This window comes from Treponema phagedenis (genome assembly GCF_008153345.1).
GTDB classification, from domain to species: domain Bacteria; phylum Spirochaetota; class Spirochaetia; order Treponematales; family Treponemataceae; genus Treponema; species Treponema phagedenis.
Genome location: NZ_CP042818.1, coordinates 1150722 through 1174310, shown reverse-complemented (window position 1 = coordinate 1174310; position 23589 = coordinate 1150722). Strand labels below are relative to the sequence as shown.

Below are 23589 nucleotides of genomic sequence, written 5' to 3'. Positions count from 1 at the left end.
AAAACTAAAATGGTATAGCCTCTTCATCAGCCGCATTGTAATTACCTAACACCCCGCCCGAGTTTCCGCTTGCTCTCTCATTGCCTCCCAATAGCTGCACAAACTGAACATCAATGATTACGCGGCTTTGTGTCTTCCCGTCCTTTTCCCATCGCTCTTGTTTCAGTGAGCCTTCAATTGCAATCTGTTTGCCCTTCGTTAAATACTGCTGAAGGCTTTCTGCCGTTTTACCCCATAACCGGCAATCAAAAAAGCTTACTTCGTTTTGCCACTCATTGCCAACCTTGCGGCTTTGATTAACCGCAAGACTGATATTCCCTACGGCTGCTCCTGAAGCCGTATAGCGTAGCTCAATGTCTCGGACAAGCCGCCCAACTAACATTACTTTGTTTAAGTCTGTCATAAATAAAACTCCTTATATTTTTATGGTTGTTTATAAGTCTATTTTTCATTCTTTTTTATTTTACGGATAGTAATTCTTGCATACGTTATTTTGCCGTTTATTTTTCCCTCCGCATTTTTAATCATTCCCTGAATTGCTGTAGCAGACTCGCCTGATAAATATTCTTGCATATACAAGTTTTCCACTAACGGTCGCTCGGTCATTTCCCGAGAATTGGTTTCGTAATTCGTTGTACGAGTATCCTGAAGTAAGGCTGTCTTCTCTTCTCTTCTCTTCTCTTCTCTTCTCTTCTCTTCTCTTCTCTTCTCTTCTCTTCTCTTCTCTTACCTCTCCTTCATTTCTGGTTAAAGAATAGATAAGGTCTTTGCCATCATTTCCTTTTCTAAAAGCAACTATCTCAAATTGTTCAGGATTATATTTATCTAAAAACGTGATCGGTACCCCCATAACGCCGTAGTAGTCGCAGGGGATGTCGGCTACTTTATCTACGTTGATTGCATCGTAGTTATCGTATGTCGGGTAGACTTCTGGGCTATAGTTTCTGTACAAAACAAGTTCCTCGTGCCGTTTTTTGTGGTCAAGGTTAGTAAACCAACATCCGGTAGATCTAGCTTTAACCACCCCATTAACAATTTTATATTTACTGCCTGGTTTCCCTTCAAGAAGTTCTGCTTGTTTCTCTTGAGGAACATCAAAAAGTATATCAAAGCCCATAGGCATTACACCCATCCACAACTTATTTCCCGCGATAAGCGGAAAAATCTCCTTGTAGGTAATAGCATTTTTATTTCCGATGATGACAAATTTTTTTTTGTATTCCACGAGTTGGGCAACATATTCCCTGAACAGGCTAAATGGGGGGTTGGTAATTACAATATCGGCTTTTTTTAAAAGCTCTACACATTCAGAACTTCTAAAATCGCCGTCTCCTTGCAGTTTTTTTACTTCTATATTGTCAAAGTTGTTGATATTACCACCACCTTTGTATTCTATCCATACAGCTTTTTCTGCCGCATTCTGCGAAAACAGGTCAATGTCTTGGTTTTTATAACAAGTGGTTATAAGACTTTTCAACCCGAAATGTTCAAAGTTCAAATAAAAATACTTGAAGAAGTTGCTGATACGCGGATCATCACAATTGCAATAAATTATTTTGCCTTTAAAGTGTTCTACGTAGTGCCGCAGTTCATTTTCAATATCAGAAAGCTGCGTATAAAACTCATCATTTTTTGCTCTATTGGCAGCGTGCAATGCTTTGTTGTTTGCCATATCTATTACGTCCCAAAACATATTATATACTAGTATAGCGTTTTGTAATTAACTTCCTGTTATAAAAATTGGAGTATCAACAATAAGAGGCTGCGGATTTAAGCATTACTATGGTAAATTGCTCACCGTTGCGCCGTGTCGAGCTCTTTTTTATAAAACTTTTTACGTTTTTGATAAGATGTATTAAAAAAATTTAATCGACTTATTAAAAAAACGTTATACTAGTTTTGAAAAAATACTAGAAGTAGTGGTCATATATTTTATAAAGGAAGATTTTTTTTCTATTTCCTCTTTTTACCGTTTGTTTTACAGCAGATTATAGCACATATTGCGGCATTTCGGAATACGTCTGCCCGTTTAGTTCCCGCCCGTTTTTCTTTTTATTCACGCCGCCACGTTGTTTAAAAAAACGGGATTCCATGTTGTGTCTGTCCATTCAATTTTTGTTTGCTGTGCACAAATGGGCTTTCGTCTTTTGTTTTAATTAAAAGCCTAATGCTCTCCGCTTCTGTTCTCATCCTTATTTCATTATTAAAAGCACTCATCTATTACTCCTTTTATAATTCATTTTTAGGGGCTTCATAATTTTTATAGAATTTATCAGCCCCTGTCAACATGGCGTCTACTTTTTTTTCAATCTCTTTTGCCTGAAATAAGACCATTACATCTTTTGAAGAGTATGCTGTTTTTGTAACCGCCGCATGTCTTTTACTAAATCGATAAAAGTTTTAATGTCAAATTCATTCTTCATTGATTACCTCCAAATTATCTGTAAATTCTTGTCCGCTTTCCCATAGCTTATATAGACAACAATACAACTATTTATTTTTTCAATAATATTAGTTATTGCAACTAGCCAATGTGGAGGGGTTGATGGACGAACTACATCCGCAAAAACAAATTCACAATCTGCTGTTGTTAAGTTATATGTTTCCATAAGCAATTTTGCTTTTGCCAAAGCCGCCGCTCGCTTTGCTTTTATCGATTCGTACTTCTCGCTTTCTTGGTCTATCCTGCGTGCGATTTTTACCCATAAAGCCCATTCAAGCGAGCCTTCCCTGATTGGCGGTTTTTCTCCACTTAAAGCATAGCTTATTGTATACATTGCAAAATTCGCCTTGTATTCTTCCGGTAAATCTGCGATGTATTCACTGTGAAAAACAAACGATTCTCTCATTTTTGCCCCTCGTATTTTTGTAATTCTATTTCATATATTTTTTTACAAAGTTTCACAACCTCGCCCGTGTCTTTGCTTATATCTAATAAGCCATTGCATTTTAGCGAGCAGGTCATTCCCATATTCAGGCGGTGGTCGATTACAAAATCTCCGTACTTAGCCCGATTAGCTTTAGTGTTGCCTATTCGGTGTGCCCCTTGCGGCTGTCCTTCGTTCAAAGGCCGCCCGCATACTTCGCAAACTCCGCCGCTTGTTGCAAGTGCACAGCGGCGTTGGTCTTTTGGATTAGACATTGGCTTTATGCTCCCTCTATCCTTTTAATCCTTTCTCCAATCCACCGCATTACCGGCACAGCCATACTGTTGCCGATTGCTTTATAACGATGACTATCGGGGCATTGGTCTTTAGGCTTGCCGTTCCATTCAATTTGAGTGTAATTATCAGGAAAGCCCTGTAATCGTTCACATTCAAGCGGGGTAAGACGGCGTATACTGTTCCCTTCTTTAATTATCGTTTCACTCCCACCGCCGAAGTCTCCGCCGCTTGCTTTCAATGTCCCCACGCCCTCTTTATATTGAGCAAAAGAAGATAGTGTATAGCTTTCAACGGCGAATTGATTGTTTAAGATTGTATCGCAGTCAAAGACTCTTGCTCCAAAGCCTGTCGTAAGCGTTCCGGTAATTTCTTTTTTCTTATCTTCGCTCGCTTCAAAAGAAGTTCTAGGTTTTTCTGGCTCAAATAATACTTTTGCGGCAAGGTCTGTCCTATTATCAGAATGTCCGATAACGAAGACTCTACGGCGTCTTTGGGGCGCTCCGAAATATTGAGCGTCAAGCACCCTGTACGCCCACCCATACCCGAGTTTTTCCAAACCAGCGAGGAAGCTTGCAAAATCAAGTCCGTTACCCGATGATAATACTCCGGGCACATTCTCCCAAACGACCCATTTCGGTTTATATTTTCCCACAATTTCCAAATAGCAATACATGAGCTGTCCTCGAAGATCGTTTGTGCCTCCTCGTTTTCCTGCGATTGAGAAAGATTGGCAAGGAGTTCCCCCGACCACAATGTCAACTGCTTCATTTTCCCACCCCTCATATTTAGTGATATCTCCCCAGTTAGGCACTTGCGGAAAACGTTGTTTTAAAACTTCGCACGGGAATTCTTCAACTTCCGCAAATGCAACAGGTTTAAATCCTAGCGGTTCCCATGCGACTGTTGCAGCTTCAATACCGCTGCATACAGATAAGTAGGTCATTACGACTCCACCAATTCCCCGCAGGGGCTATTATCAGATAAAAATACAAAATTATCTAAAAGCTCTTCTGTAGTACAAGATACTTTATCCCCATAAGGTTGTCCAAAAGATTGTGAAAAAGATTTATCAATAATAACACGATTATTAAGTGTCATGCCAACAATAGTACTTTCTTTTTGTCCTGCTATCGATTTCACAGTTTCCCCGTGTTTTTTAGTCGCCGCAATCAACTGCTTCAAGTTCTCCCTTATGGCTGTAAACTTTTAGTTGATAGCCACTTTTAAAACCATCAACCTTTAATTGCCGGTTCACACGCTCCGCTTTTCGGGACGGGAGCTTTCCCAGTTAAAAAGTACTACTTCTCCGGCTTCTTCAATTCTATCCCGCATAGCCTTGCCTTCGTTAAGGTCTATATGCCTGCATAATGTTTCTAGGTCGATATTACCGCAAAGAATAACAGGCAGCCTCTCGTTGTATCTGCGGCGTAAAATTATATTAAGCCAACCAATACGGCCTTCTGTTTTTTTCGCTTTGTCAACTTCGTCTACTACAAGCATTGGGCAAAAAGAATACTTGTTAAGTACGGCGTTTTGCGCCTTCACCAAAACCGACTTGAGCGTCAAGGCATTTTAATTGTTTTGTAAATGTTTCATAAAAAACAAAACTCATTGACATTTTATATACTCTCTCCCTTACAAGCTAAACTTGGAATGATAATGAAGTCTTCATAAGCAAAAACTTTCTTTTTTGTTTCAAAAAACGACAAAATATCTATAATTTTGTTTTTACTCATTTTCGCCCCCGTATATTTGCTTTTCTGATTTTTCGATTAAAGCAATAACACATACAAGTTCGTTGATTATTATTTCAGCATTATCTTTTACATCTTTTAAGAAGCGTTTTTGCTCATTTGTTTTCATCTCCTTCACCTTTTCCCAATAATAATCAAACTCCATGTTGGCTCTGTTGACATGTTTATTCGCCTCATCAATATGCGTCTTCATAAGTGCGTATGCTTGATAGCAATCACACAACACACATTTGTTTAATTTGTTTTCAGAATGTGATGCTATTGCCTGTTGAATTAAGTTATAAGATTCCCCAAAAATCATTTTTTAATTCTCCTTTCTTTCATAAATTTCATAGCCTAACGCTTCCGCAATTTGTAATTCTAATTCTGCGCCATTTGAAGCATACGGCGTTTCTATTTTTGCAATACCTAAGTTTTTATGTCGGCTTAAAATAAATAGACACTTCCGCATACAGTCGTCCCAAGTTTTTAACCCTTCGCAAAACTTAACAGGATTAAGTATTGCCGAATATCCCGCTTTGTGAAGTTTGTTATAGGCTGTTTCAAAATCCTGTTTGTAGTTTGGATTATTGCTTATTGCCCCACTTAAATAAATCTGTTTCATTTTTTTACTCCTTCTCATTTCTTAAAACGGGTCTATAACTTTCAAAATTAAAATTGACAACTATACCCAACTCCTTAATTCTGTCCCGCATTGCCTCTCCTCCGTGCAAGTCTATAATTTGACATAGACGTTCAAGGTCAATGTTTCCAACAAGCACAACCGGCAGCATTTCGTTGTAACGGCGGCGCAAGATTGTATTAAGCCAAGTTATGCGCCCTTCGGTGTTTTTCACCTTGTCAATTTCGTCAATCACCAACATGGGCGCATTAGCGTATTTATCAAGCGTTTTGTTTAAGCCTTCGCCGTATCCCGCTTGTGCGTCCAGTAAGTCGGTTGAGACGTCGTCAAAATCTCGGAAGATGCCGCCCGTTAGTTTTAGCACAGCATGCGCGAGATGAGTTTTACCGGTGCCGTTTTTGCCGAGCAGCAAAAGCCATTTGTTATTCGGATTTTTCGCAAACGACAAAACGCTATCCCGTGCGGTTTTGTTTTTTTCGTCAACGACAAAATTTTTAAAGCCGGCATTGCGGTACCGCTTGGGCAGCCCGTCTATTTTTTTTAAGCGTGCTTCAAACTGCTCAAGCTCTTTTTGCGTTTCGAGTTCCGCCCGCTTCCGCTCTTGTTCACAAAGAGGGCAAGGGGATGTTTCGTTTGTTCTTGTGTCAATGAGGCATTTGTATTCACCGTGTGTTTTACATAAAGCTTTTGATTGCCGCAAATAGTCCGGCAAAAAAGATTGCGTAATATTTACCTGTTGCCATTTCCCTTGTTTTAAAACTCTCATAGTCTTTTACCCCCTAAAACATAACGCCCTCTAGTTCATCGCCGACGTCAGCACTCACCACCTGTGGCGGCGGTTGTGGCTTACCGAAAAACTCATCAATGCTGCTTTGCGAAAAATCCTGTTTTGAATAATCCTTCTCCGCCTGCGGGGAGCGGTTATTTTTTTCAAACTGCGTGAGAGTAAATCGCTCTGGCAAAAACTTAAGGATTATGTTTTTCCCGCAAAAACCGTCAAACCCGCCGGTAAAGTTCCACCAGGTTGCTTGTTGTTTTTTTAACGCCAAAACCTTTGCGTAGTTTTTGCATGCCGCAAGAATGTCAGGGGTAACAGGAATTGCCTGCTCCCGTAATTTATCAAGTCCAAGCTGAAAGTCTCGCTGCAAGAAGAGCAAAAAGGTATTTGGTTTGTTTATTCCCGCCTCAACAAAAACCCCGTATATGTCTTTTGCAAGCTGGATTAAATTTTCGTTTTCTGAAAAGTCAGAGAAAACCTCCTCATCCTCCTGTTTGTCAGAACATGTATATATATCTTGTCCTGCTGTATCTTCAGGAGGAGGATGATTCACATTATCATTAACATTATCATTAACATTAACATTAACATTATCATTATCATTAGGGCGAATTGTTTTATTTGTTTTTATTGAATTCAATTGTTTTATTTGTTTTTCTTGTTTTGAATTGTTTTCTTTGTTTTCAATTAAATCCATTTGTTTTTTCTGCTCTGAATTGCTTTCTATATTTTTAGGCAGTTTTTTTGTTTCATTATATTTTATTTGTTTTTCTTGTTCTGTATCGCTATCGCTAGTTTTATTATTAGCTTTTTTGGCATTAGCATTTCCTACAGGAGCTCCTCGTTTGTTTGTTGCGTTATCGATGATATCCTTCATTGGAATCCAAATAAGTAAATCAATCCCTTCAAAATCCGGATCTATACCGTAAATTCCGTAATTAGTAACTGCTTCATAAAAGCGTAATTTCATGTTGATATCCGTCATTGCATCAATTTGTTTTTTGGTTGTTTCTGAAAAAATACAGCTTTTAAAATTTGATTTCATATGTTACCCCTTTTTTGCGGTTGTTCTCTTTTTATTCCATCCATTTGTTTTCCTCCCTGTCAGGTTTTTTCTATAATTCCATCAAATCATCATTATTAATTTTATATAATCTCCAACCCTTCGCTTTTGCAGCTTTAAAGGCGGCTGCAAGTTCGGGAGGCTGCGTAAAATCCTTGTAGTTGCTATCGCCGTCTTTATATAACAATACCCTTCCGCATTTCTCTTTGCGTTCAGGCAAATCTTCAAAAATCTTTTTGAAAACTTCGGCACTTAGTTTATTGTTGTTGCAGTACAGCTTTTGCAGGCTTGTACAACCGCTTGCGTTTAATGTGGTTAGCTGATTGTTGGAGCAGTCCAGCCATTGCAGGCTTGTACAACCGTTTACGTTTAATGTGGTTAGCTGATTGTTGTTGCAGTACAACTCTTGCAGGCTTGTACAACCACTTACGTCTAATGAGATTAGTTTGTTGTTGTCGCAGTACAGCCATTGCAGGCTTGTACAACCGCTTGCGTTTAATGTGGTTAGCTGATTGTTGGAGCAGTCCAGCCATTGCAGGCTTGTACAACCGTTTACGTTTAATGTGGTTAGCTGATTGTAGGAGCAGTACAGCACTTGCAATCTTGTACAACCGCTTGCGTTTAATGCGGTTAGCTGATTGTTGTCGCAGCCCAGCTCTTGTATGTCATACCCCTTAATGATTATCTCTTCTGCGTTATTCGGGACAGCAATGTTTTCCCAGTTGTCGCTTTGCAGCTCCGCTATTTTCTTACCACCGTTCCACAGTTCACACGGGCTGCCATCTTTTGTTGTAACACGCAGCTTAATGCTACCCGCATTTGTTCTCATTCGTATTTTATCCATTTGTTTTTCTCCCTGTCAGGTTTTTTTTATAATTCCATGTTTTTTAAAACTTTTTCAAGCTCAACATTGAAAAGGTCGATAGCTGCTCCGCTGTTTAAGGTTTCTAATGTTACCTTATCCATATAAACCTCCTCATCGGTTATAGTTTTCCCGCCATTCTGTGGGCTCGTTTAAACTTGCCTTCAAGGTGCGGGTATTTTTTTAAAAATGCTTTTTCGCCGTAATGATGCAGCTGCTCATGTTCGTCAGAAGTTAAGGCGCACCAATTCCACGCTTTATCGATTGCCGCCGCATTCGCTCCACGCGTTACGATATGATGAAGATGAATTGCCTCATGCAGTCCGCTTGCTTCACTGTACTGATGAAGTTCCCGCCAGTCCGCCTCAGAAATAAGTTGCGTGCATTCCGTATCGTAATAATCAAGCGGGTCTTTTTCTTCACCGCCTCTGTGCAGTTCCCATTCCCATAAAAGATTTTTTACATCGGATTGCAAATCCAAATCTAAATCGCATTCGGTTGCAAGGTGCAGCATAAGTCCGTTAATAAAATGAGCGGCTTCAAAGGTGTTTGATTCAGATAGATGAATTGTTCGCAGAGTATCAGGTTTTATTTTGCTCGGCGTTTTAAGTGCATACACATCAAGCAAATCCAAATACAATGCGTATTTTTCTTCCTCAGTCGGAAGCCGCCCATCCATCGAAATAAAGATTGCAGTTACAAGGGCAAAAACCGTGCGCAATTGTTTATAAGACTTTTCTCGATATTGCAAATTAAACGAAACATTCAAGAGGGATTCGTGTCCAGCTCTTGCGTCTCGTTCCGCTTTTCGTTTGAATAGCGTGTCCAGTAAGTCAGCTTGTTTTTTATCATCGATTTTGAGCATGACAAAATGAACATTGTTTGAATAAACTTTACGCGCTAAGTACTGCCCTGTAACCTTCATCTGACTTTTACCTCATCACATGGGGAATTCAGGAGCAATGTCAAACATCGCATTTTGCTGCAGCTCAAACTTTTCAATTGCTTGCTCATCTTCGTTTGCCATTTGTTGTTCTTTGCTCATCTGTGCAGCAGCTCCGGATTTTTGTCTTTCGGAACTGCGCGTTTTTCCATTCGCGTTTACCGGATCCTGTTCTGCATATTGTACCGCTGTTTGTTGTTGCACCGGTTCCGTATATTCAATATTTGTTACAATTTCTGCTATTCCGTCATTACGCACAAGTTTTTTATCGATGATGCCTTCATCAAGATTTGCCGCTTCCGCAAGTTCTACCGCCTTTGGTGCATATTTTAAAAGAGCTTTTAAAACGGTTTTCTTTGCCATCTCTTCAGGGGCAGTTTGCCACGGTCCGTTTCCAAAACTTTTTGAAAAAGTCATTCCATGCTGCATAACTTTTTCCCAAGTCCAAACCTCAAAATCAACACCGCCGTTAGTAAGTTCGTATAAAGCATATACGTGGGTAGGATTTCCGTTGCCGCTTGGCGTGTGCTCAAGAATTGCATTTAAGCCATATGAGTAGGTGAACTCATCTCCTTCGTGGACTACTACCGCTTTAATGCGTTTGAATTGTCCGCTGCGGTAGGCAAGTTCAAGCATGCCCTGATAACCGAGTTGAAACTGACATTGCAATCCATTTTTACTATCATAAGGCAAAAGATACGCTTGCCCGAGCGGCGTGTTTACTTCTAATCCTAATTGAGCTGCCGTTAAAAGAGCTCCAAAAAAAGAATTTTGATTACAAAGAGCAAGCTTCGGGTTCCGTGTAACCGCTGTCATTGCAATACGAGTCATTCGTTCAGGCGTTATCGCCTTCGGCAATGCCATCTTAAACATATCCATGTTTGCCATAATCATCGACCGCAAGTCGCCGCCTTTTGTTTTAGCGGTAACTTGATTTTTGTTTGTGTTGTTTACGTTCATACATTACTCCTTCAGTTCTGTTTTTGTTAAAGCACAAATGTGCTTTTCTTATTCTACTTTTACACCGCGCTTAAAAAGCTCGATACAAAGAGCCTGTGTCGCTTGAATGTCTGCCAACGCCGTGTGAGCATTTTCAAGATTAACCCCAAGAGATTTACAAACCGTTCCGAGTTTTAAATTCTCAAGACGCGGAATAGCTTTTTGTCTTGTTGCTTTTTTTACAAACTTCAATGCGTCAAACTGTTTGGAAAAATAATCGGCAAGTGTAAGCCCGCAGCGATTAAACAATGCTTCTAAATGCCGATAGTCAAAATTACAGTTATACCCAGCAAAGGTGAGCTTCTCTCCGTCTCCGAATACGTGAATTGCTTGTTGAAAAAAATTCGCAATATTCGGCACTATTTCTTCGGCAGGCGGGAAAGACCTGATTTCTTCTTCACTTACACCGTGTGTTTTTGCAGCTTCTTCGTGATAAAGAATAGTTTCATTTAACGGATTCAATTTAAATAGACGCTCGCAAGGTACCTTTCCCTTGCCCGCAAAAATAAATGCAATTTCAAAGGCTCCCGAATTCTCAGGCTCTAATCCGGTTGTTTCCGTATCGCACCAAATCGTGTTCATATTGTTACTCCTTTTTTATAATCTGTTTTCAGATGTTGCAAAATCTTTATAGAACCGCCAGCCTTTACCTTCTGCTGCTTTAAAAGCAGCTGCTAATTCAGTCGGGTGCGTAAAATAATGGTAGTTGTTCTCTTCTTCTAAATCTGCGTATAAAACCGCTTCGCAATACACACCTTTATTTTCAGGAAAATCTTCAAAAAGTTTTTTGAATGCTTCGGCACTTAGTTTGTTGTTGTAGCAGTACAGCCATTGCAAACTCGTACATCCGCTTATATCTAATTCGGTCAGTCGATTGCGGTAGCATTCCAGCTCCTCCAAACTCGCACAACCACTTAAATTTAATGTGGTAAGTTGATTGCCGTAGCATTTCAGATACTGCAAGCTTGTTAAGCCGCTTACATCTAATTCAGTTAGTCGGTTGAAAGAGCAGTTCAGTCTTTGTAAAGCCCTACAATTCCTTACATTTAATTCGGTTAGGTCATTCTCGGAACAGTCAATATCTTCTAAATTCACTAAACCGCTTACGTCTAACTCGGTTAGCTGATTGTCGTAGCAGTCCAGCAGTCGCAGGCTTGTACAACCGTTTACGTCTAACTCGGTTAGCTGATTGTCGGAGCAGTCCAGCCATTGCAAACTTGTTAAGCCGCTTACGTTCAATGTGGTTAGCTGATTGTTGTTGCAGTACAGCTCTTTCAAACTTGTTAAGCCGCTTATATCTAATGCGGTGAGTTTACTACCACAACAGTACAACTCTTGTATGTCATACCCCTTAATGATTATCTCTTCTGCGTTATTCGGGACAGCAATGTTTTCCCAGTTGTCGCTTTGCAGCTCCGCTATTTTCTTACCACCGTTCCATACTTCACACGGGCTGCCATCTTTTGTTGTAACCCTGAACCCAACCCAGATTGCGGTTGTTCGCATTTTTATTTCATTGTTAAATTCTGTACTCATTTGCTACAACCTCTCCGTTTTTCAAATAGATGATTCCCTCTTCTAATTCTTCCGGAACATCGCCAACTTTGAGCATGATTACAAGGAAGCCCGATTTTTCAGCCCACTCTGAGATAATTGCAGTGTGCGCCTCGTCAAGACTTTCAGCGTTATCAACAACCATCACTTTCATTTCGCCGGAAAACCGTACACCAAGAGAAAAAAATACTTGTATGCTTTGCGCTGTCGACCAGTTGCCGATTGTGTTCGTTTTTGTAATTCCGCGAATTGCACCATTATGAACAAGCTGATTGTCTTCGTTTATTTCCAATCCGGACACACCTAAGTCCATACTTGCAAGTGTGTCTTTTCGCTCTTGCCGCTTTGCTTCGATTTTTTTTGTCAGTCCGTTATATTCATCTTCAAGCTTTTTAATTTCATCGCAAGCGGCAATGTAGGCATCGTATGCGTTTGCAGCTGTTTCATTTTTATTCCACTCAAGAATTGCAGCGTCAATTTCGGCGATATCCTCTTTTGAATATTGCTTATGATTTTTTGAAAGCCATTTATGCAAATTCTCTTTTGCAAGTTCAAGCCGCTGAATTGCAGCATCAATATCGCTTTCCGATTCAATATTTAGCGTGTGCATTTCCTGATTGATGTTAGAAAAGGCATTTTTAAGAGTTGATAAAAAGTTTTGCGCTTTTTCTTTTTCCGCCTGCAGTTCATCAATCGGTTTTGCATGTTCTACTTTCGGAACAGGAGTAGGCGTGCCAAGCCGTTTTTTATCCCGTCCTGTTTGTGTTCGTGCCTCTTCAAGTCTTTTTAATTCTTCATCAATCAATGCAATTTTTTCGCTTGTCCCTGTTCTCTCTTTTAAAAGCTCGATAATTGATTCGTCTGTCCAATCTTTAATTGCAAACGGCATTTCAAGACCTGAGCGAATTGAATCAAGAAAAGCGCGCACGCCGCCTGAAACTTTTGCATAGCGACCTGTTAGCTCATCAAGCCGCGAAACATCTTGCGTTACCTTCTCGCCGATGAGTGTGCGGATTTTTAATTCATCGTCTGTATACGCGATAATTTCCGCTTGTTCTTCTCCTACACTTATCATTCCCGGCACAAAATCTTTACTGCCGCCAAGCGTTAATGCAATTGATTGCGCAATTGTTGTTTTGCCTGACTTGTTAAGTCCTTGAATTACCTGTACACCGGCACCGTGAAATTCAATCTCGGCTTGTTTGATTTTTCGCACGTTTCTAATTTCAATATTTTTCAATAACATAAAATGCTCCTTACTTTATTTTGCTTTTGGTTCCGTAATGCGCAGCATTGCAACTTCGCTCTCTTTCAAATACTGCTCATACAATCCGTCTTTTTTTAATTTTTCCGAGTCAACTGTTCTTCGTATTGATTTTGAAAATGAGAGGTTGTACTTACCGGCAACAGCTTTTGCTTTTTTCTCTTCGCTGTTGGTTTGTTGTTCGATGATCTTTAATTTGAGAGATGATGAAAGCTTTGATTTTTTTTCTTCAAGCTCTTTTATCTGTGCATTAATTAAAAGATATTCTGCCGACATGCTTTCAGCTTCACCATCAAGGATGATTGTGTTTTCTGCACCCTCAAACATTTTTGCGATAGCTTCATCTTCGGCATCCACTCCGGAAGGAGCAGGCATTATGTTTTCTTCAATAAAGTCTTCCCAAAAAGTTTTCTCTGCTTTCACAAGGCGAGTAATAAACGCTTCATCTCTATTAATGGCATAATGTCTTAATTCATTTTTATCAATGATGTACGCCGACAAAACAAACCAATCAAGATTGAGCACGGACATGTAGTGCTGCACTTGCGCAAAGTAGCTATCGGGGATTTCATTTTCTCCAAAGCCGTCTCCACGCTGAGATGTTTTAATCTCATGGCCGCCAAGACCTGATACTTCAATGCCGGAAATTGTTTTCGGCTCTTGAACATAGATGAGTCCGTCAATATTTGCACTCATGAATTTTTGTTCGCCGCTGTAAAACATGTACGGCACTTCTTCGATGAGTACGCCGAACTCTTCTCTACATCGCTGGCGGATCGGGTCTTCAAGCCATGATCCGCGTTCGGTGAACATGTTCCCTTCAAATGAGTGTAAGCCTTTTTTATCAAGGTATACCGTCAATGGACTTGCCCATTTGTTAAGTCCCATGATTGCACCGGCATCACTGCCGCCGATACTTGAGCGGCGTGCGTTGCGCCACTCATCCTTTGCCATGCTCTTCGTAAACACATAGTTTGTGTCTTTCCCTAAAAGTTGTTTAACTAAGTTTTCCATTTGTTACTCCTTGTTTCTTGTTTTTGCATTTGCAATTTTCACATGCGCCGGAGCATTTATTGCTTCCGGATACGTTGCTATATTGACGGTTATATACATTCCGCCAAAAGATATACATGTACTTATCGTGCCTAAAAAATGTCATACTTTTAATTACTTGCTCTTTTGTCATCCGTTTTACCTTTTAAATAAAATCAAGTGGAGTTACTCCATAGTATGAATAAGGGTTTTTGTTGTATTCCCGCACTTCTTCCGCTAGTGATTTCCAGTCCGTTTGTTGATATACGGCGTCTGTCAATTCATCAGCGTCTTTTATACATAACCGCGCAAGCGCTTTTTCTTCCTCGCTGGTCAGCTCGTTAGAATAAGGCTCCATGTTTTTGTCAAAAATGGATAAATCCCCGACGTCTTCGCATTGATAGTCAATTTCAGGTTCATAATAACTATCAAAGCTCCAGCTAAATTTTTGCGTAACAGTCCAGCCATTAGAAAGCTTTGTTTCAACATTCCCAAAAGTGCAATCATCTTCAAAGCTGATTGTTTCGGATACTTTGGTAATAGGTTCGCTCATCTTTTTACTCCTTCTTGTGGTTTATAGATTTTTTATTTTCACTTTCGATGATGTATCTGCAACATTCTTTGAAAGTTCCCGTTTTAACAATTAGCCCTGTACTTCTGTCTGTTAATTCAAATCCATCTTTCGTTACTTGAAAGGAATACATATTTCCGCTCCCTTTGCCCATCTTTCTTGTTCTTTTTTTCTTGCTTCAAAATCAGCCAAGCAGTCGCATTCATCTTCTATATCTTCCGCTTTTTCCTCAATCGTTTTTTCTCGCTCTTCTGATAAACGGAGCTTAAAAAGTCCCAGCCGCTCACGTGCTTTATTCCGTACATATAGGTCATCATCCTCTAATAAGATTTCTAAAATATCTGCTGTTACGTTTATGTTTTCTGCAACCGCACCCCGTACATAACGATGAGGATCGCTTGCGGCAAGAGATAATAAAATGTTTTGCGGCGTCTTTTCACTTTTCGCTATTGTCTTCCTTCTGTTTAAAGATAATTTTTTAATTTCCTCAATATTCATTTTTCATACTTCTCCTACATTAAACTTGCCTCAATGCAATCTTTAAAATGCATTAGCTCATCTTCCGACTTCAATTTTTCCAAAACCGATAAAAAAAAGCACGCAAGACTAAAATCGGGTCGTCTCACGTGCTTAAAAGGATTCGTCTATGAAAAGACGAAATAATTGACCCGAAAAATTATTTCGTCTTTCCTCAAATAGCAGCACAACGACTCATCCCTAGCCGATATTTCGTTGTGCTTAGATTGCACAAAGCAACCTAAAAGATGAGTTTATGCTAAACTATCTTTTACGATGCCTTGACTTATTGAACAGATAACCGAATTGCCTCGCCGAAACAGAGTTCAAACGACTTATCTGCATGTTCTGCAGTTCATTTTTGTTACAAAAATTACTACAGTATAGATTTTCATTTTGATTTTTTGTAAAAGAAGTGGTAAGTTATTGATTTACAACAACTTAGAGTGTTTTCCTGTTTTAGGGTCAAGATTAGCAGGTTTGGTTTTGACAAGGACGTCAAAACTCAGAACAATGTAAAACGATGTTTAAAAACTACCACAGCGTACTCGGAGTTTTTAAACTCGCAGCACTGATTTAATCAAGAATACTAAAAATCAGGGCGTGGCGGTGGTTCCAAACAGAAGCGACGTTTTAAAAGCACAAACTTTTCCCAAGTGCTTTTAAAACTCGTGGTTTAGTTTTTGCCACGGACGGCAAAACTCAGAACGGGCACGGATGCCCGTGGTTCCACACAGAAGCGACGTTTTAAAGCAAGGCAGTTTGTAAAGCTTTAAAACTCGCAGGTTTCATTTTGCCACGGATGGCAAAATGAAACCGTAGTGTCGGACTCTTTTTTATAAAATTTTTTACGTTTTGGGTAAGATGTATTAAAAAACGAATCGACTTATTAAAAAAACGTTATTCTAGTGTAACTTGACAATTCAGAAAAATAAAAACAGTATAAACTTGCAAAAACATCTTATTTTTTGTATACTGAGCGTATATAATCTGAAAAAAGAAAAAAATAATATAGACCTTTGCACATTCCTGTGCTATTCTTATTTTATAAATACTAGAGACTTTTGAAAAAGAATTAACGCTTAGATAAAAGCATTAATAATTCCACAAAAATTTTAGGATTTTTAACGCTTATAAATTTAACGGATTCCCTGTTAGTTTTTTAGTTTAATGACGGGATATCCTTCAAGTATTTTGGTAATTGAAAATTACTCTTTTACCATATAAGCTGCGGAATTAAGCTCATGCAGCTTTCAGATTTAACGGCTTGTTATTGCCGAATTTTAATAAAAGTAAGGAGATGCTATGCAAATTTTTGATACTCACGCGCATATCGGCTTAATCCATTCAGATCCGATAGAACAACTTCGAGTTGTTCAGGAAGCCAGACGTGCTTCTGTAACCAGAATTTTAAGTATTTGTAATAGTCTCCACGATTTTGCTATTGTGTATGAGACTCTTCAAGTATCTTCATCGGTATATCATGCGATAGGAGTTTCCCCTTCAGAGGTAACCGCTCCCGGGAAAGATTGGATTCAAACCATTGAAAAAGGGCTTTCATTACCCAATGTCGTTGCGGTAGGGGAAACAGGCTTGGATTATTGTAAAAAATACGGCGATAAGCGATCTCAAATTGAGCTTTTTATTACACAGCTTGACATTGCTTCAAAGGCAAAGGTGCCGGTTGTCATTCATAATAGAGAAGCGGGAAAGGATGTTTTAGATATTCTTGCTGAACGAATTCCCGATCAGGGAGGAATTATGCATTGTTATTCTGAAGATGCCGAATATGCCCGTCTTGCGCTTGACTTGCCCGTATATTTTTCGTTTGCGGGAAATTTAACCTATCGGAGTGCAAGAAATTTACATGAAACCGTTCTTACCCTTCCCTTGGATAGAATCTTGGTAGAATCCGAAAGTCCTTTTATGCCGCCCGCAGTTTATCGAAATAAACGAAATAAACCGGCAAACACGGTAAAAACAGTGGAATTCATGGCGGAGCTTTTAGACATGGATATGGAAGAACTTGCAGCTCAGTTATGGAAAAACAGCTGCACAATATTCAATATACCGGAATAATTGTATGTATACAAAGACATTGTACCGTCCGGTCAGAATCGGAAAACTGCAACTAAAGGGAAATCTCTTTCTTGCCCCTGCAGCAGGATATTCAGATGTAACATTTAGATCCGTTGCGGTTGAGTGGGGAGCGGATTTCACTTATACCGAAATGGTTTCATCCGAAGCAATGGTAAGAGATTCTCAAAAAACGGAAAATCTTTTTAAGCGAGCGCCGAATGAGCAAGCGTATGCAGTACAAATTTTCGGATCAAACCCGAACCACATGGCGGAAACCGCAAAAAAAATACTGGAAAAAGCAAGTCCTTCCTGTATTGATATTAATGCCGGTTGTCCGATGCCGAAAATTACCAAAACAGGCGCAGGCTCGGCGTTAATGCGTAATCCGCAAAATCTATATACCGTTACAAAAGCGGTTCGTGATGCTATTGATACAGTTAACATCTCAGTTCCCGTAACAGTAAAAATCAGATCAGGCTGGAACACTGAACACCTTACATGGAAAGATGCTGCTCAAGCCGCCGTTGATGCAGGAGCTGCAGCCATTACCATTCACCCTCGAACGGCATCACAATGTTATGGAGGAAAAGCGGATTGGACTATTCTTGCACAATTAGCGCAAATGCTGCATCCTCAAGGCATTTCAGTTTTCGGTTCGGGGGATTTGTTTACTCCCGAGGATGCAAAAGCGATGCTTGAACAAACAGATTGTGATGCGGTCATGTTCGCCCGCGGAGCAATGGGAAACCCTTTTATCTTTAAGCGAACAAAGGAACTTTTGTTACACGGCTCATATGCCGATATTTCTTTTGAAAGAAAACTCAAAACAGGATGGGATGAATTACTCATTTTAACACAAGAACTCGGCGAAGAGCGGGCGTGCAAAGAAATGCGCAAACGATTTGCCGCGTATACAAAAGGTTTAGAAGGAGGCGCCGAATTGAGAAAAGATTTTGTTAAAGCTTCTACTATAGAAGAATATAAAAGCATTTTATCTATGGCTCTGTAAAAACCTTTAAAGGTAGTACCTTTATGTTTTGTTATTTTAATAAGGTGAAAATATACTTGTATGAAACTGATTTCAACAATAATTGAAAGCATTCGCGATTTTATAGAAGCGATCTTTTTTTCCTCATCGCCTGAATACCAGGTAATAAGAAATCTCAGACTTATTATGCATGAGATACGGCAAATTCAACCGCAAGTGTATCGAGCGGATAAAACTTTACTGCCCGGTTTTGCATCCGGCTTATTTCAACTTTTCGGTTTCATACAGCCGTTAAAAGAAATTCTTGAAAAAACAATACATTCAAAAGATATTAGGATAGCAACAAAAAGCTATGATCTCTTATTTGACGAACTGCTAAGCCCGACTGAAAATGAACTACAGCAATCTTTTGCAATTAAAAATAGAGCGCTCGAATTTGAAGGACTTACCGGAGAAAGTTTTGAAAAAAAACTGCAGGATCAGTCAAAAACTTTTAAGCAATTTATGCAGCTTTTCGAGAATGAAAAATATAAGCAAAAAAATATGCAAGTTAAAAACCTCAGTGTTTTTTCCGATTTTTGCAACTTTGACTTTATTACTCTTTTTGCAGCCTTCGATCCTCAATTTCTAAACATCAATGAAAAAAAACTTCCGATAACGCCAAGATTTAGAGAAGTTAAAGCTGATACAATAGTACAACAGCTTTTAGATTTTAATTATCTTTTTAAAAATCTCATTTTTGATGATGCCCTCGTTTACTCGCTCGCTCTTTTAGCAAAGAAAAATACAAAGGAATCAATTGAAAATATACAATCGTCTATTTCTAAAAATTTAACGACGATAAAGAATTTTTTTGAAAAAAAACTTGGCGTGCATACAATAGCAAACATTCTTAAACACATTAAAAACGATCCGGACTTTACCGATAAAACTCCCGATATCAGCGTAAATTATTTAGAAGAATATGTGCAGCGGCAAATATCGCAGTTTAATGCGGATTCTAAAAAACTTTTGCGTATTCAACAGGAAAATAAAATCACGGATCTTGTCATAAAAACATTCGGAACCGCATCTCTTATACCCCTTGAAGGGTATACCGACAGCATCAATGAGGCTCTGCAAGCGACAACCACTCTTTCACTTGATTGGGTGCGTCCTTTGGAAATTATTCACACCTTTACTCAGAATCATTTTGAGATTTATTGCAAGCCTTTTCTGCGTGAATTATTAATAGAAGGATTTTTTCTTGATAAACAATTTCAAATGAGACTTTCTTCTTCGTATTATTTTTGCGAAAGTATTAACGAAAAACTTTCCGCATTTGAATCTCTTTTTAAAGAAAACGGCAGCTGTAGTGTACGAATTATACAAGGGTATATTAGCGAGCTTGAAAACGGCGGAGACTTTGAAAAAGCCTTACAAAAAATTATTAATACGGCAAATGCACAAGCAAAATACCTTATGCAAAAAATTGTTACACAGTATACGGAGTTATTTAATGCATCAATAATGATTTTAGATGACACAAAAAAAATCTTACCTGAGTATATCAGCAATATAAAAGCATTGGTAACTTCTCAAAAAAATAAAGACTCTTATAAATCTTTTGAAGAAGAGATTGAATGTTGTAGAAATTTCCTTGAAATTATGAAAAATTACGCTATACTTGGAAGTATAGAACCTTCTGCAAGTTAAATTGATAGAAGGAAAAGTGAAAACATGGACGAAAAAATGAACGAGCAAAACAAACTCATGCAGTATAACGAAAAATTTGAACCAGAGGATTTAAGTTTTGAAAAGGTTCCGCAAGAAAAGCAGATTTATGATTTAAAACAGCTGTTGGAAATTTCCAAAAGTTTAAATTCCATGATGGAATTTGATCGTCTGGTTGAAGCAATTTTATATACTTCAATGGCACAAATGAAAACGCTTGGAGCAGCTCTTTTTACAAAAAAAACTTTTGATTCCGACGGTTTTATTTTAAATAGAAATTATTACGGGTTTGAAACAGATCCCGACAGAACATATTCAATTGAAAAAAATCACGCTATTTTAGAACTCCTAGACGAAGAAAACTATTGTCTTACACCGGCTCAGCTGAAACAGCTTGTCCCCCACGATGAGATTTTGGAAACGCTTCTTGCGCTGCATCCATCGCTTTTTATTCCTTTTAAAGCAAAAAATCGTTTAGTTGGTTTTTTACTTCTCGGAGAACAAATCAATGCCGGAGAAGATTACACCCCGTATGAAAAAGAATTTATTATGAGTATTGCATCCCTTGCCGCTATTGCAATAAACAATGCGCTGTTGCTTGAACGCTCTACAACTGATATGATGACACACCTTAAACTTAAGCATTATTTTTATACTGTTCTTAATGAAAAAGCGGATACGCTCCCCGACGACACACCGCTTTCCATTTTGATGCTTGATATTGATTTTTTCAAAAAAATAAATGACACGTACGGACATGCCTGCGGCGATCTTGTGTTGCAGCAAGTTGCAAAAATTATTCAATCGTGCACAAGAACCGGTGATATGGCAGCTCGATACGGCGGAGAAGAATTCATTGTCATGCTTTATAATACAAACTCAAAAGAAGCTCAAAAAATTGCGGAACGGATTAGGACGCTCATACAAGACCTTTCCATTCAATACAATGAATTTGAGGTACGAGTTACTATTTCGATCGGCGTAGCAACATTTTTGCAAAAAATGGAAAGCTTAAAAAATTTATTGGAGCGAGCCGACATTGCCTTATATCAATCGAAAGAAAACGGCAGAAACAGAGTAAGCATTTCAGCTGAAAACTTGCCTTAGCCTTGAAATTTTCCGATATTTATTTATATGAAGTTTTTAAGAAAGCCTTTTAAATATGTGTACTGGAATGCAGGATTTACGCTTATCCTTATTAACACAATAGTGTTTGCCCTAACCTCTCTTTTTAAAACACTTACGCCGTATCTTGCTCTTATCCCATTATATGTAACGCATGGACATATGTATTGGCAAATTTTTACGTATCAGTTTGTACATGGCGGTTTTTGGCATTTGCTTTTTAATATGTTGGGCATTTTGTTTTTCGGCGTTACCGTCGAAAAACAAATGGGCTCAAAAGAGTTTTTACTATTTTATCTTTTAACCGGAACTCTTTGCGGGCTTTCTTCATATTTTATCTACTCATTTGTCGGTTTTCAGATGATTGCATTAGTAGGTGCATCGGGAGCAATTTTTGCCGTTTTATTCTTATTTGCCGTCATGTTTCCGAATGCTCAAATTTTTCTTTGGGGAATTATTCCTATACCTGCGCCAATTTTGATTATCGGCTTCGAACTCTTTGAAATTTTTGATTTGCTTTTCTCAAGCGATAATGTTGCACATCTGGTTCACCTGCTTGGATTCTTTTTTGCATGGCTATATATGCGCATCCGTTTTGGCATAAAACCCTTGAAAGTATGGAATATTGTCCGATAAGAAAAGTATGAAGAAAGGACTGTTCCTTTTTACTTGTATACTTTTCTCATCTCTTGTATATGCCGATTCCTACTCTGGCGCTTCTAAAACAGAGTTCCTTGTTTTGCGTGCTCCCGTTTGGGTTTTTTTGGAAGCACAGCCCGGAACAATGAAAGAAGGTGAAGGAGAAAAATTCCTTCCCCCCGTTCAGGCGCTCAGAGAGCTTGCCGCTTTTATTATGAGCGGAATGAGCTATGGCTGGCAATTTTCATATACCCCCTATGACAAAAAAAGGAATGTTACAGAAAATTTCGAATTAGTTCCGATATCGGCTGTTTCGCCTAAAACAAAAAGACTTAGACTCATGGAGCCGCAGGTGCGATATCCGTATTTATATTGTTGGTCAGAATATACGCTCTTTGAAGACGAGGCAAGACGCAGAGAACATTGGATGAGTATCAGCTTTGCAACGGTGCAGGGAAGCGGCAACGGAGAGCGAAAAAAAGAACTTTCCGGCGTGTATGATGCATATAAAAACGCCGCATTACAGGCAGTACGTAACTATGTTCGAAAAAGAGAAAAAAACAAACCGAAAGAAATTATCGGTGAAATGATTATCAGAGAAAATCCGCGCCTCTTTGTAGATTCCGGTAAATTTACCGCAGAAATCAGAGTAAATATTTATATAAAAGAAATCATTCCATATACGATTTTTTAATTTTCAATGAACGTAACCGAGCGTTCACAAAAACATCTAAGGGAAGGCTTTAAAATTTGCTGTTATAAGAGTTCAAAAAAATAACGGAAGCAAAAAATATCTTTTTTTTTCGTTGTTTTCTTTTTTTTGTGCTATACTTAATTAAAAGGATTTTAACATATTTAAACTTGGAGTATTACTATGAATATTGTAGACATGTCTTCAGAGCTTTTATACAGCGAGCTTTCCACAATTCCGATCTTTTCTTGCATTCCAAAGGAAGATTTAAAACCTCTTACGCTGTTTTCCAAAATTTGCTCATTTGAAAAAGATGAGATTCTAATTCCCGAAGGCAGTGCAAGTACGGACTTTTTTGTGTTAATGACTGGAAAACTTGACATCATAAAAAAAGGAAAATGGAATGAAGAAGTCCAGCTCGCAGTATTAAAGGATCATGCAACCGTCGGTGAGTCCGCTTTATTGACAAACGAACTGAGTACAGCAACCGTCCGTGCAGCAGAAACATCTATTGTATTAATTATTTCCCGTGAACAATTTATTCAGTACATTAATAATTATCCTAAAGCGGGACTTGTCATAATGACTTACATCGTATTCGGGTTGTTACAAAAACTGAGAGAAACAAACGAAGAGCTGGTGGAGGAAAAAAATCTTATATTTTCTTCAGAAGACCTTGCGATGATGATGAGTTTGTTCCATCCAAACTTAGATGATATGCTTGATACAAATAAAGAAAATATCAAAAAAACATTATAAATATCGCTTGACTTTTTTACTGTTTTTCATCATACTGAGCACCGTTATTTTATAACATAATGAGAACGGGCCATTAGCTCAGTTGGTAGAGCAACAGACTCTTAATCTGTGGGTCGCAGGTTCGAAGCCTGCATGGCTCAATAAGAAAATTCTCGTGTATTGACTTTTTTTGAATTTTCTTATATGCTTCTGTCGAACTCACTTGTATAAGCGAGAGTGGTGGAATTGGCAGACACGCTAGACTTAGGATCTAGTGCTTCGGCGTGAGGGTTCAAGTCCCTCCTCTCGCACAGATCCAATCGCTTCACGAGTGCCAGAAAGATTTTGCGGGAATAGCTCAGTGGTAGAGCGCCACCTTGCCAAGGTGGATGTCGCGGGTTCGATCCCCGTTTCCCGCTCTTAGAAAAGCGATTCGGTAAAATCCGAATCGCTTTTTTTTATGCTTTCCTTATAAAGGAAAAAATAGTATATTT

28 protein-coding genes and 3 tRNA genes are annotated in these 23589 nt (G+C 38.8%); 10 read left to right on the top strand and 21 right to left on the bottom strand.

Annotated features, from left to right (window positions below):
- Positions 1–4: 4 nt before the first annotated feature.
- The 21 genes from FUT79_RS05100 to FUT79_RS05005 form a co-directional block, all read right to left on the bottom strand.
- Positions 5–403 carry a single-stranded DNA-binding protein gene (locus FUT79_RS05100; protein ID WP_148884120.1) on the bottom strand — a complete coding sequence of 133 codons (399 nt, stop codon included), beginning with the start codon at positions 401–403 and terminating at the stop codon, positions 5–7.
- A 117-nt stretch (positions 404–520) separates the two neighbouring features.
- Positions 521–1672, bottom strand: coding sequence for an adenine-specific methyltransferase EcoRI family protein (locus tag FUT79_RS05095; RefSeq protein ID WP_148889350.1), 1152 nt, complete (start codon positions 1670–1672; stop codon positions 521–523).
- A gap of 401 nt (positions 1673–2073) precedes the next feature.
- On the bottom strand, positions 2074–2217 hold the full coding sequence (locus FUT79_RS15030; protein ID WP_156009208.1) for a hypothetical protein: 144 nt from the start codon (positions 2215–2217) through the stop codon (positions 2074–2076).
- A 209-nt stretch (positions 2218–2426) separates the two neighbouring features.
- Positions 2427–2849 carry a hypothetical protein gene (locus FUT79_RS15495; RefSeq protein ID WP_024751668.1) on the bottom strand — a complete coding sequence of 141 codons (423 nt, stop codon included), beginning with the start codon at positions 2847–2849 and terminating at the stop codon, positions 2427–2429.
- Complete coding sequence (locus FUT79_RS05085; RefSeq protein WP_024751669.1) at positions 2846–3142, bottom strand: hypothetical protein; 297 nt, start codon at positions 3140–3142, stop codon at positions 2846–2848. The genes FUT79_RS15495 and FUT79_RS05085 overlap by 4 nt, the downstream gene beginning before the upstream one ends.
- Positions 3143–3147: 5 nt before the next feature.
- A complete protein-coding gene (locus FUT79_RS05080; protein WP_148889348.1) occupies positions 3148–4107 on the bottom strand; it encodes a DNA cytosine methyltransferase in 960 nt (319 codons plus the stop codon).
- Positions 4107–4346, bottom strand: a complete 240-nt coding sequence (locus FUT79_RS05075) for a hypothetical protein (RefSeq protein WP_024751671.1) — start codon at positions 4344–4346, stop codon at positions 4107–4109. The genes FUT79_RS05080 and FUT79_RS05075 overlap by 1 nt, the downstream gene beginning before the upstream one ends.
- 69 nt (positions 4347–4415) lie before the next feature.
- A complete protein-coding gene (locus tag FUT79_RS05070) occupies positions 4416–4709 on the bottom strand; it encodes a P-loop NTPase family protein (protein WP_187426836.1) in 294 nt (97 codons plus the stop codon).
- Positions 4710–4892: 183 nt separating this feature from the next.
- A complete protein-coding gene (locus FUT79_RS05065) occupies positions 4893–5219 on the bottom strand; it encodes a hypothetical protein (protein WP_148879530.1) in 327 nt (108 codons plus the stop codon).
- 3 nt (positions 5220–5222) lie between these two features.
- Positions 5223–5522 carry a DUF4406 domain-containing protein gene (locus FUT79_RS05060; protein WP_148879529.1) on the bottom strand — a complete coding sequence of 100 codons (300 nt, stop codon included), beginning with the start codon at positions 5520–5522 and terminating at the stop codon, positions 5223–5225.
- A gap of 4 nt (positions 5523–5526) precedes the next feature.
- Positions 5527–6306, bottom strand: coding sequence for an ATP-binding protein (locus FUT79_RS05055; protein ID WP_148889346.1), 780 nt, complete (start codon positions 6304–6306; stop codon positions 5527–5529).
- 13 nt (positions 6307–6319) lie between these two features.
- On the bottom strand, positions 6320–7363 hold the full coding sequence (locus FUT79_RS05050; RefSeq protein ID WP_148889344.1) for a hypothetical protein: 1044 nt from the start codon (positions 7361–7363) through the stop codon (positions 6320–6322).
- A 70-nt stretch (positions 7364–7433) separates the two neighbouring features.
- A complete protein-coding gene (locus tag FUT79_RS05045) occupies positions 7434–8225 on the bottom strand; it encodes a leucine-rich repeat domain-containing protein (RefSeq protein ID WP_244951134.1) in 792 nt (263 codons plus the stop codon).
- A 139-nt stretch (positions 8226–8364) separates the two neighbouring features.
- Positions 8365–9168, bottom strand: a complete 804-nt coding sequence (locus tag FUT79_RS05040) for a hypothetical protein (protein ID WP_002696692.1) — start codon at positions 9166–9168, stop codon at positions 8365–8367.
- A 15-nt stretch (positions 9169–9183) separates the two neighbouring features.
- A complete protein-coding gene (locus FUT79_RS05035) occupies positions 9184–10146 on the bottom strand; it encodes a recombinase RecT (protein WP_024751741.1) in 963 nt (320 codons plus the stop codon).
- 48 nt (positions 10147–10194) lie between these two features.
- On the bottom strand, positions 10195–10767 hold the full coding sequence (locus FUT79_RS05030) for a 3'-5' exonuclease (protein ID WP_148883932.1): 573 nt from the start codon (positions 10765–10767) through the stop codon (positions 10195–10197).
- Between the two features lie 15 nt (positions 10768–10782).
- Positions 10783–11721, bottom strand: coding sequence for a leucine-rich repeat domain-containing protein (locus FUT79_RS05025; protein ID WP_148889342.1), 939 nt, complete (start codon positions 11719–11721; stop codon positions 10783–10785).
- On the bottom strand, positions 11705–12985 hold the full coding sequence (locus tag FUT79_RS05020) for an AAA family ATPase (protein ID WP_044634971.1): 1281 nt from the start codon (positions 12983–12985) through the stop codon (positions 11705–11707). The genes FUT79_RS05025 and FUT79_RS05020 overlap by 17 nt, the downstream gene beginning before the upstream one ends.
- Positions 12986–13000: 15 nt before the next feature.
- Positions 13001–14017: a YqaJ viral recombinase family nuclease gene (locus FUT79_RS05015; RefSeq protein ID WP_002696987.1), complete on the bottom strand. Its 1017-nt coding sequence runs from the start codon at positions 14015–14017 to the stop codon at positions 13001–13003.
- A gap of 184 nt (positions 14018–14201) precedes the next feature.
- On the bottom strand, positions 14202–14588 hold the full coding sequence (locus FUT79_RS05010; RefSeq protein ID WP_044634970.1) for a hypothetical protein: 387 nt from the start codon (positions 14586–14588) through the stop codon (positions 14202–14204).
- 132 nt (positions 14589–14720) lie between these two features.
- Positions 14721–15104 (bottom strand): hypothetical protein, encoded by a 384-nt coding sequence (locus FUT79_RS05005; RefSeq protein ID WP_044634969.1) that lies wholly within the window; start codon positions 15102–15104, stop codon positions 14721–14723.
- Positions 15105–16427: 1323 nt separating this feature from the next.
- Between FUT79_RS05005 and FUT79_RS05000 the strand changes: the two genes are divergently transcribed.
- The 10 genes from FUT79_RS05000 to FUT79_RS04955 all read left to right on the top strand — a co-directional run bounded on the left by FUT79_RS05000 (position 16428) and on the right by FUT79_RS04955 (position 23514).
- Positions 16428–17201, top strand: coding sequence for a TatD family hydrolase (locus FUT79_RS05000; protein WP_002695076.1), 774 nt, complete (start codon positions 16428–16430; stop codon positions 17199–17201).
- Positions 17202–17205: 4 nt separating this feature from the next.
- Positions 17206–18210 carry a tRNA dihydrouridine synthase DusB gene (gene dusB / locus FUT79_RS04995; protein WP_024753321.1) on the top strand — a complete coding sequence of 335 codons (1005 nt, stop codon included), beginning with the start codon at positions 17206–17208 and terminating at the stop codon, positions 18208–18210.
- A gap of 60 nt (positions 18211–18270) precedes the next feature.
- Positions 18271–19884 carry a DUF5312 family protein gene (locus FUT79_RS04990; protein WP_148878799.1) on the top strand — a complete coding sequence of 538 codons (1614 nt, stop codon included), beginning with the start codon at positions 18271–18273 and terminating at the stop codon, positions 19882–19884.
- A 24-nt stretch (positions 19885–19908) separates the two neighbouring features.
- A complete protein-coding gene (gene dgcA / locus FUT79_RS04985; RefSeq protein WP_039943848.1) occupies positions 19909–21009 on the top strand; it encodes a diguanylate cyclase DgcA in 1101 nt (366 codons plus the stop codon).
- Positions 21010–21036: 27 nt separating this feature from the next.
- Complete coding sequence (locus tag FUT79_RS04980) at positions 21037–21663, top strand: rhomboid family intramembrane serine protease (RefSeq protein ID WP_148884013.1); 627 nt, start codon at positions 21037–21039, stop codon at positions 21661–21663.
- A gap of 7 nt (positions 21664–21670) precedes the next feature.
- Positions 21671–22360: a hypothetical protein gene (locus FUT79_RS04975; protein WP_002695065.1), complete on the top strand. Its 690-nt coding sequence runs from the start codon at positions 21671–21673 to the stop codon at positions 22358–22360.
- 180 nt (positions 22361–22540) lie between these two features.
- Positions 22541–23116: a cyclic nucleotide-binding domain-containing protein gene (locus FUT79_RS04970; RefSeq protein WP_002695063.1), complete on the top strand. Its 576-nt coding sequence runs from the start codon at positions 22541–22543 to the stop codon at positions 23114–23116.
- Between the two features lie 67 nt (positions 23117–23183).
- Positions 23184–23256, top strand: a tRNA-Lys gene (locus FUT79_RS04965).
- A 70-nt stretch (positions 23257–23326) separates the two neighbouring features.
- Positions 23327–23406, top strand: a tRNA-Leu gene (locus tag FUT79_RS04960).
- A 36-nt stretch (positions 23407–23442) separates the two neighbouring features.
- A tRNA-Gly gene (locus tag FUT79_RS04955) sits at positions 23443–23514 on the top strand.
- The last annotated feature ends 75 nt before the right edge of the window (positions 23515–23589 follow it).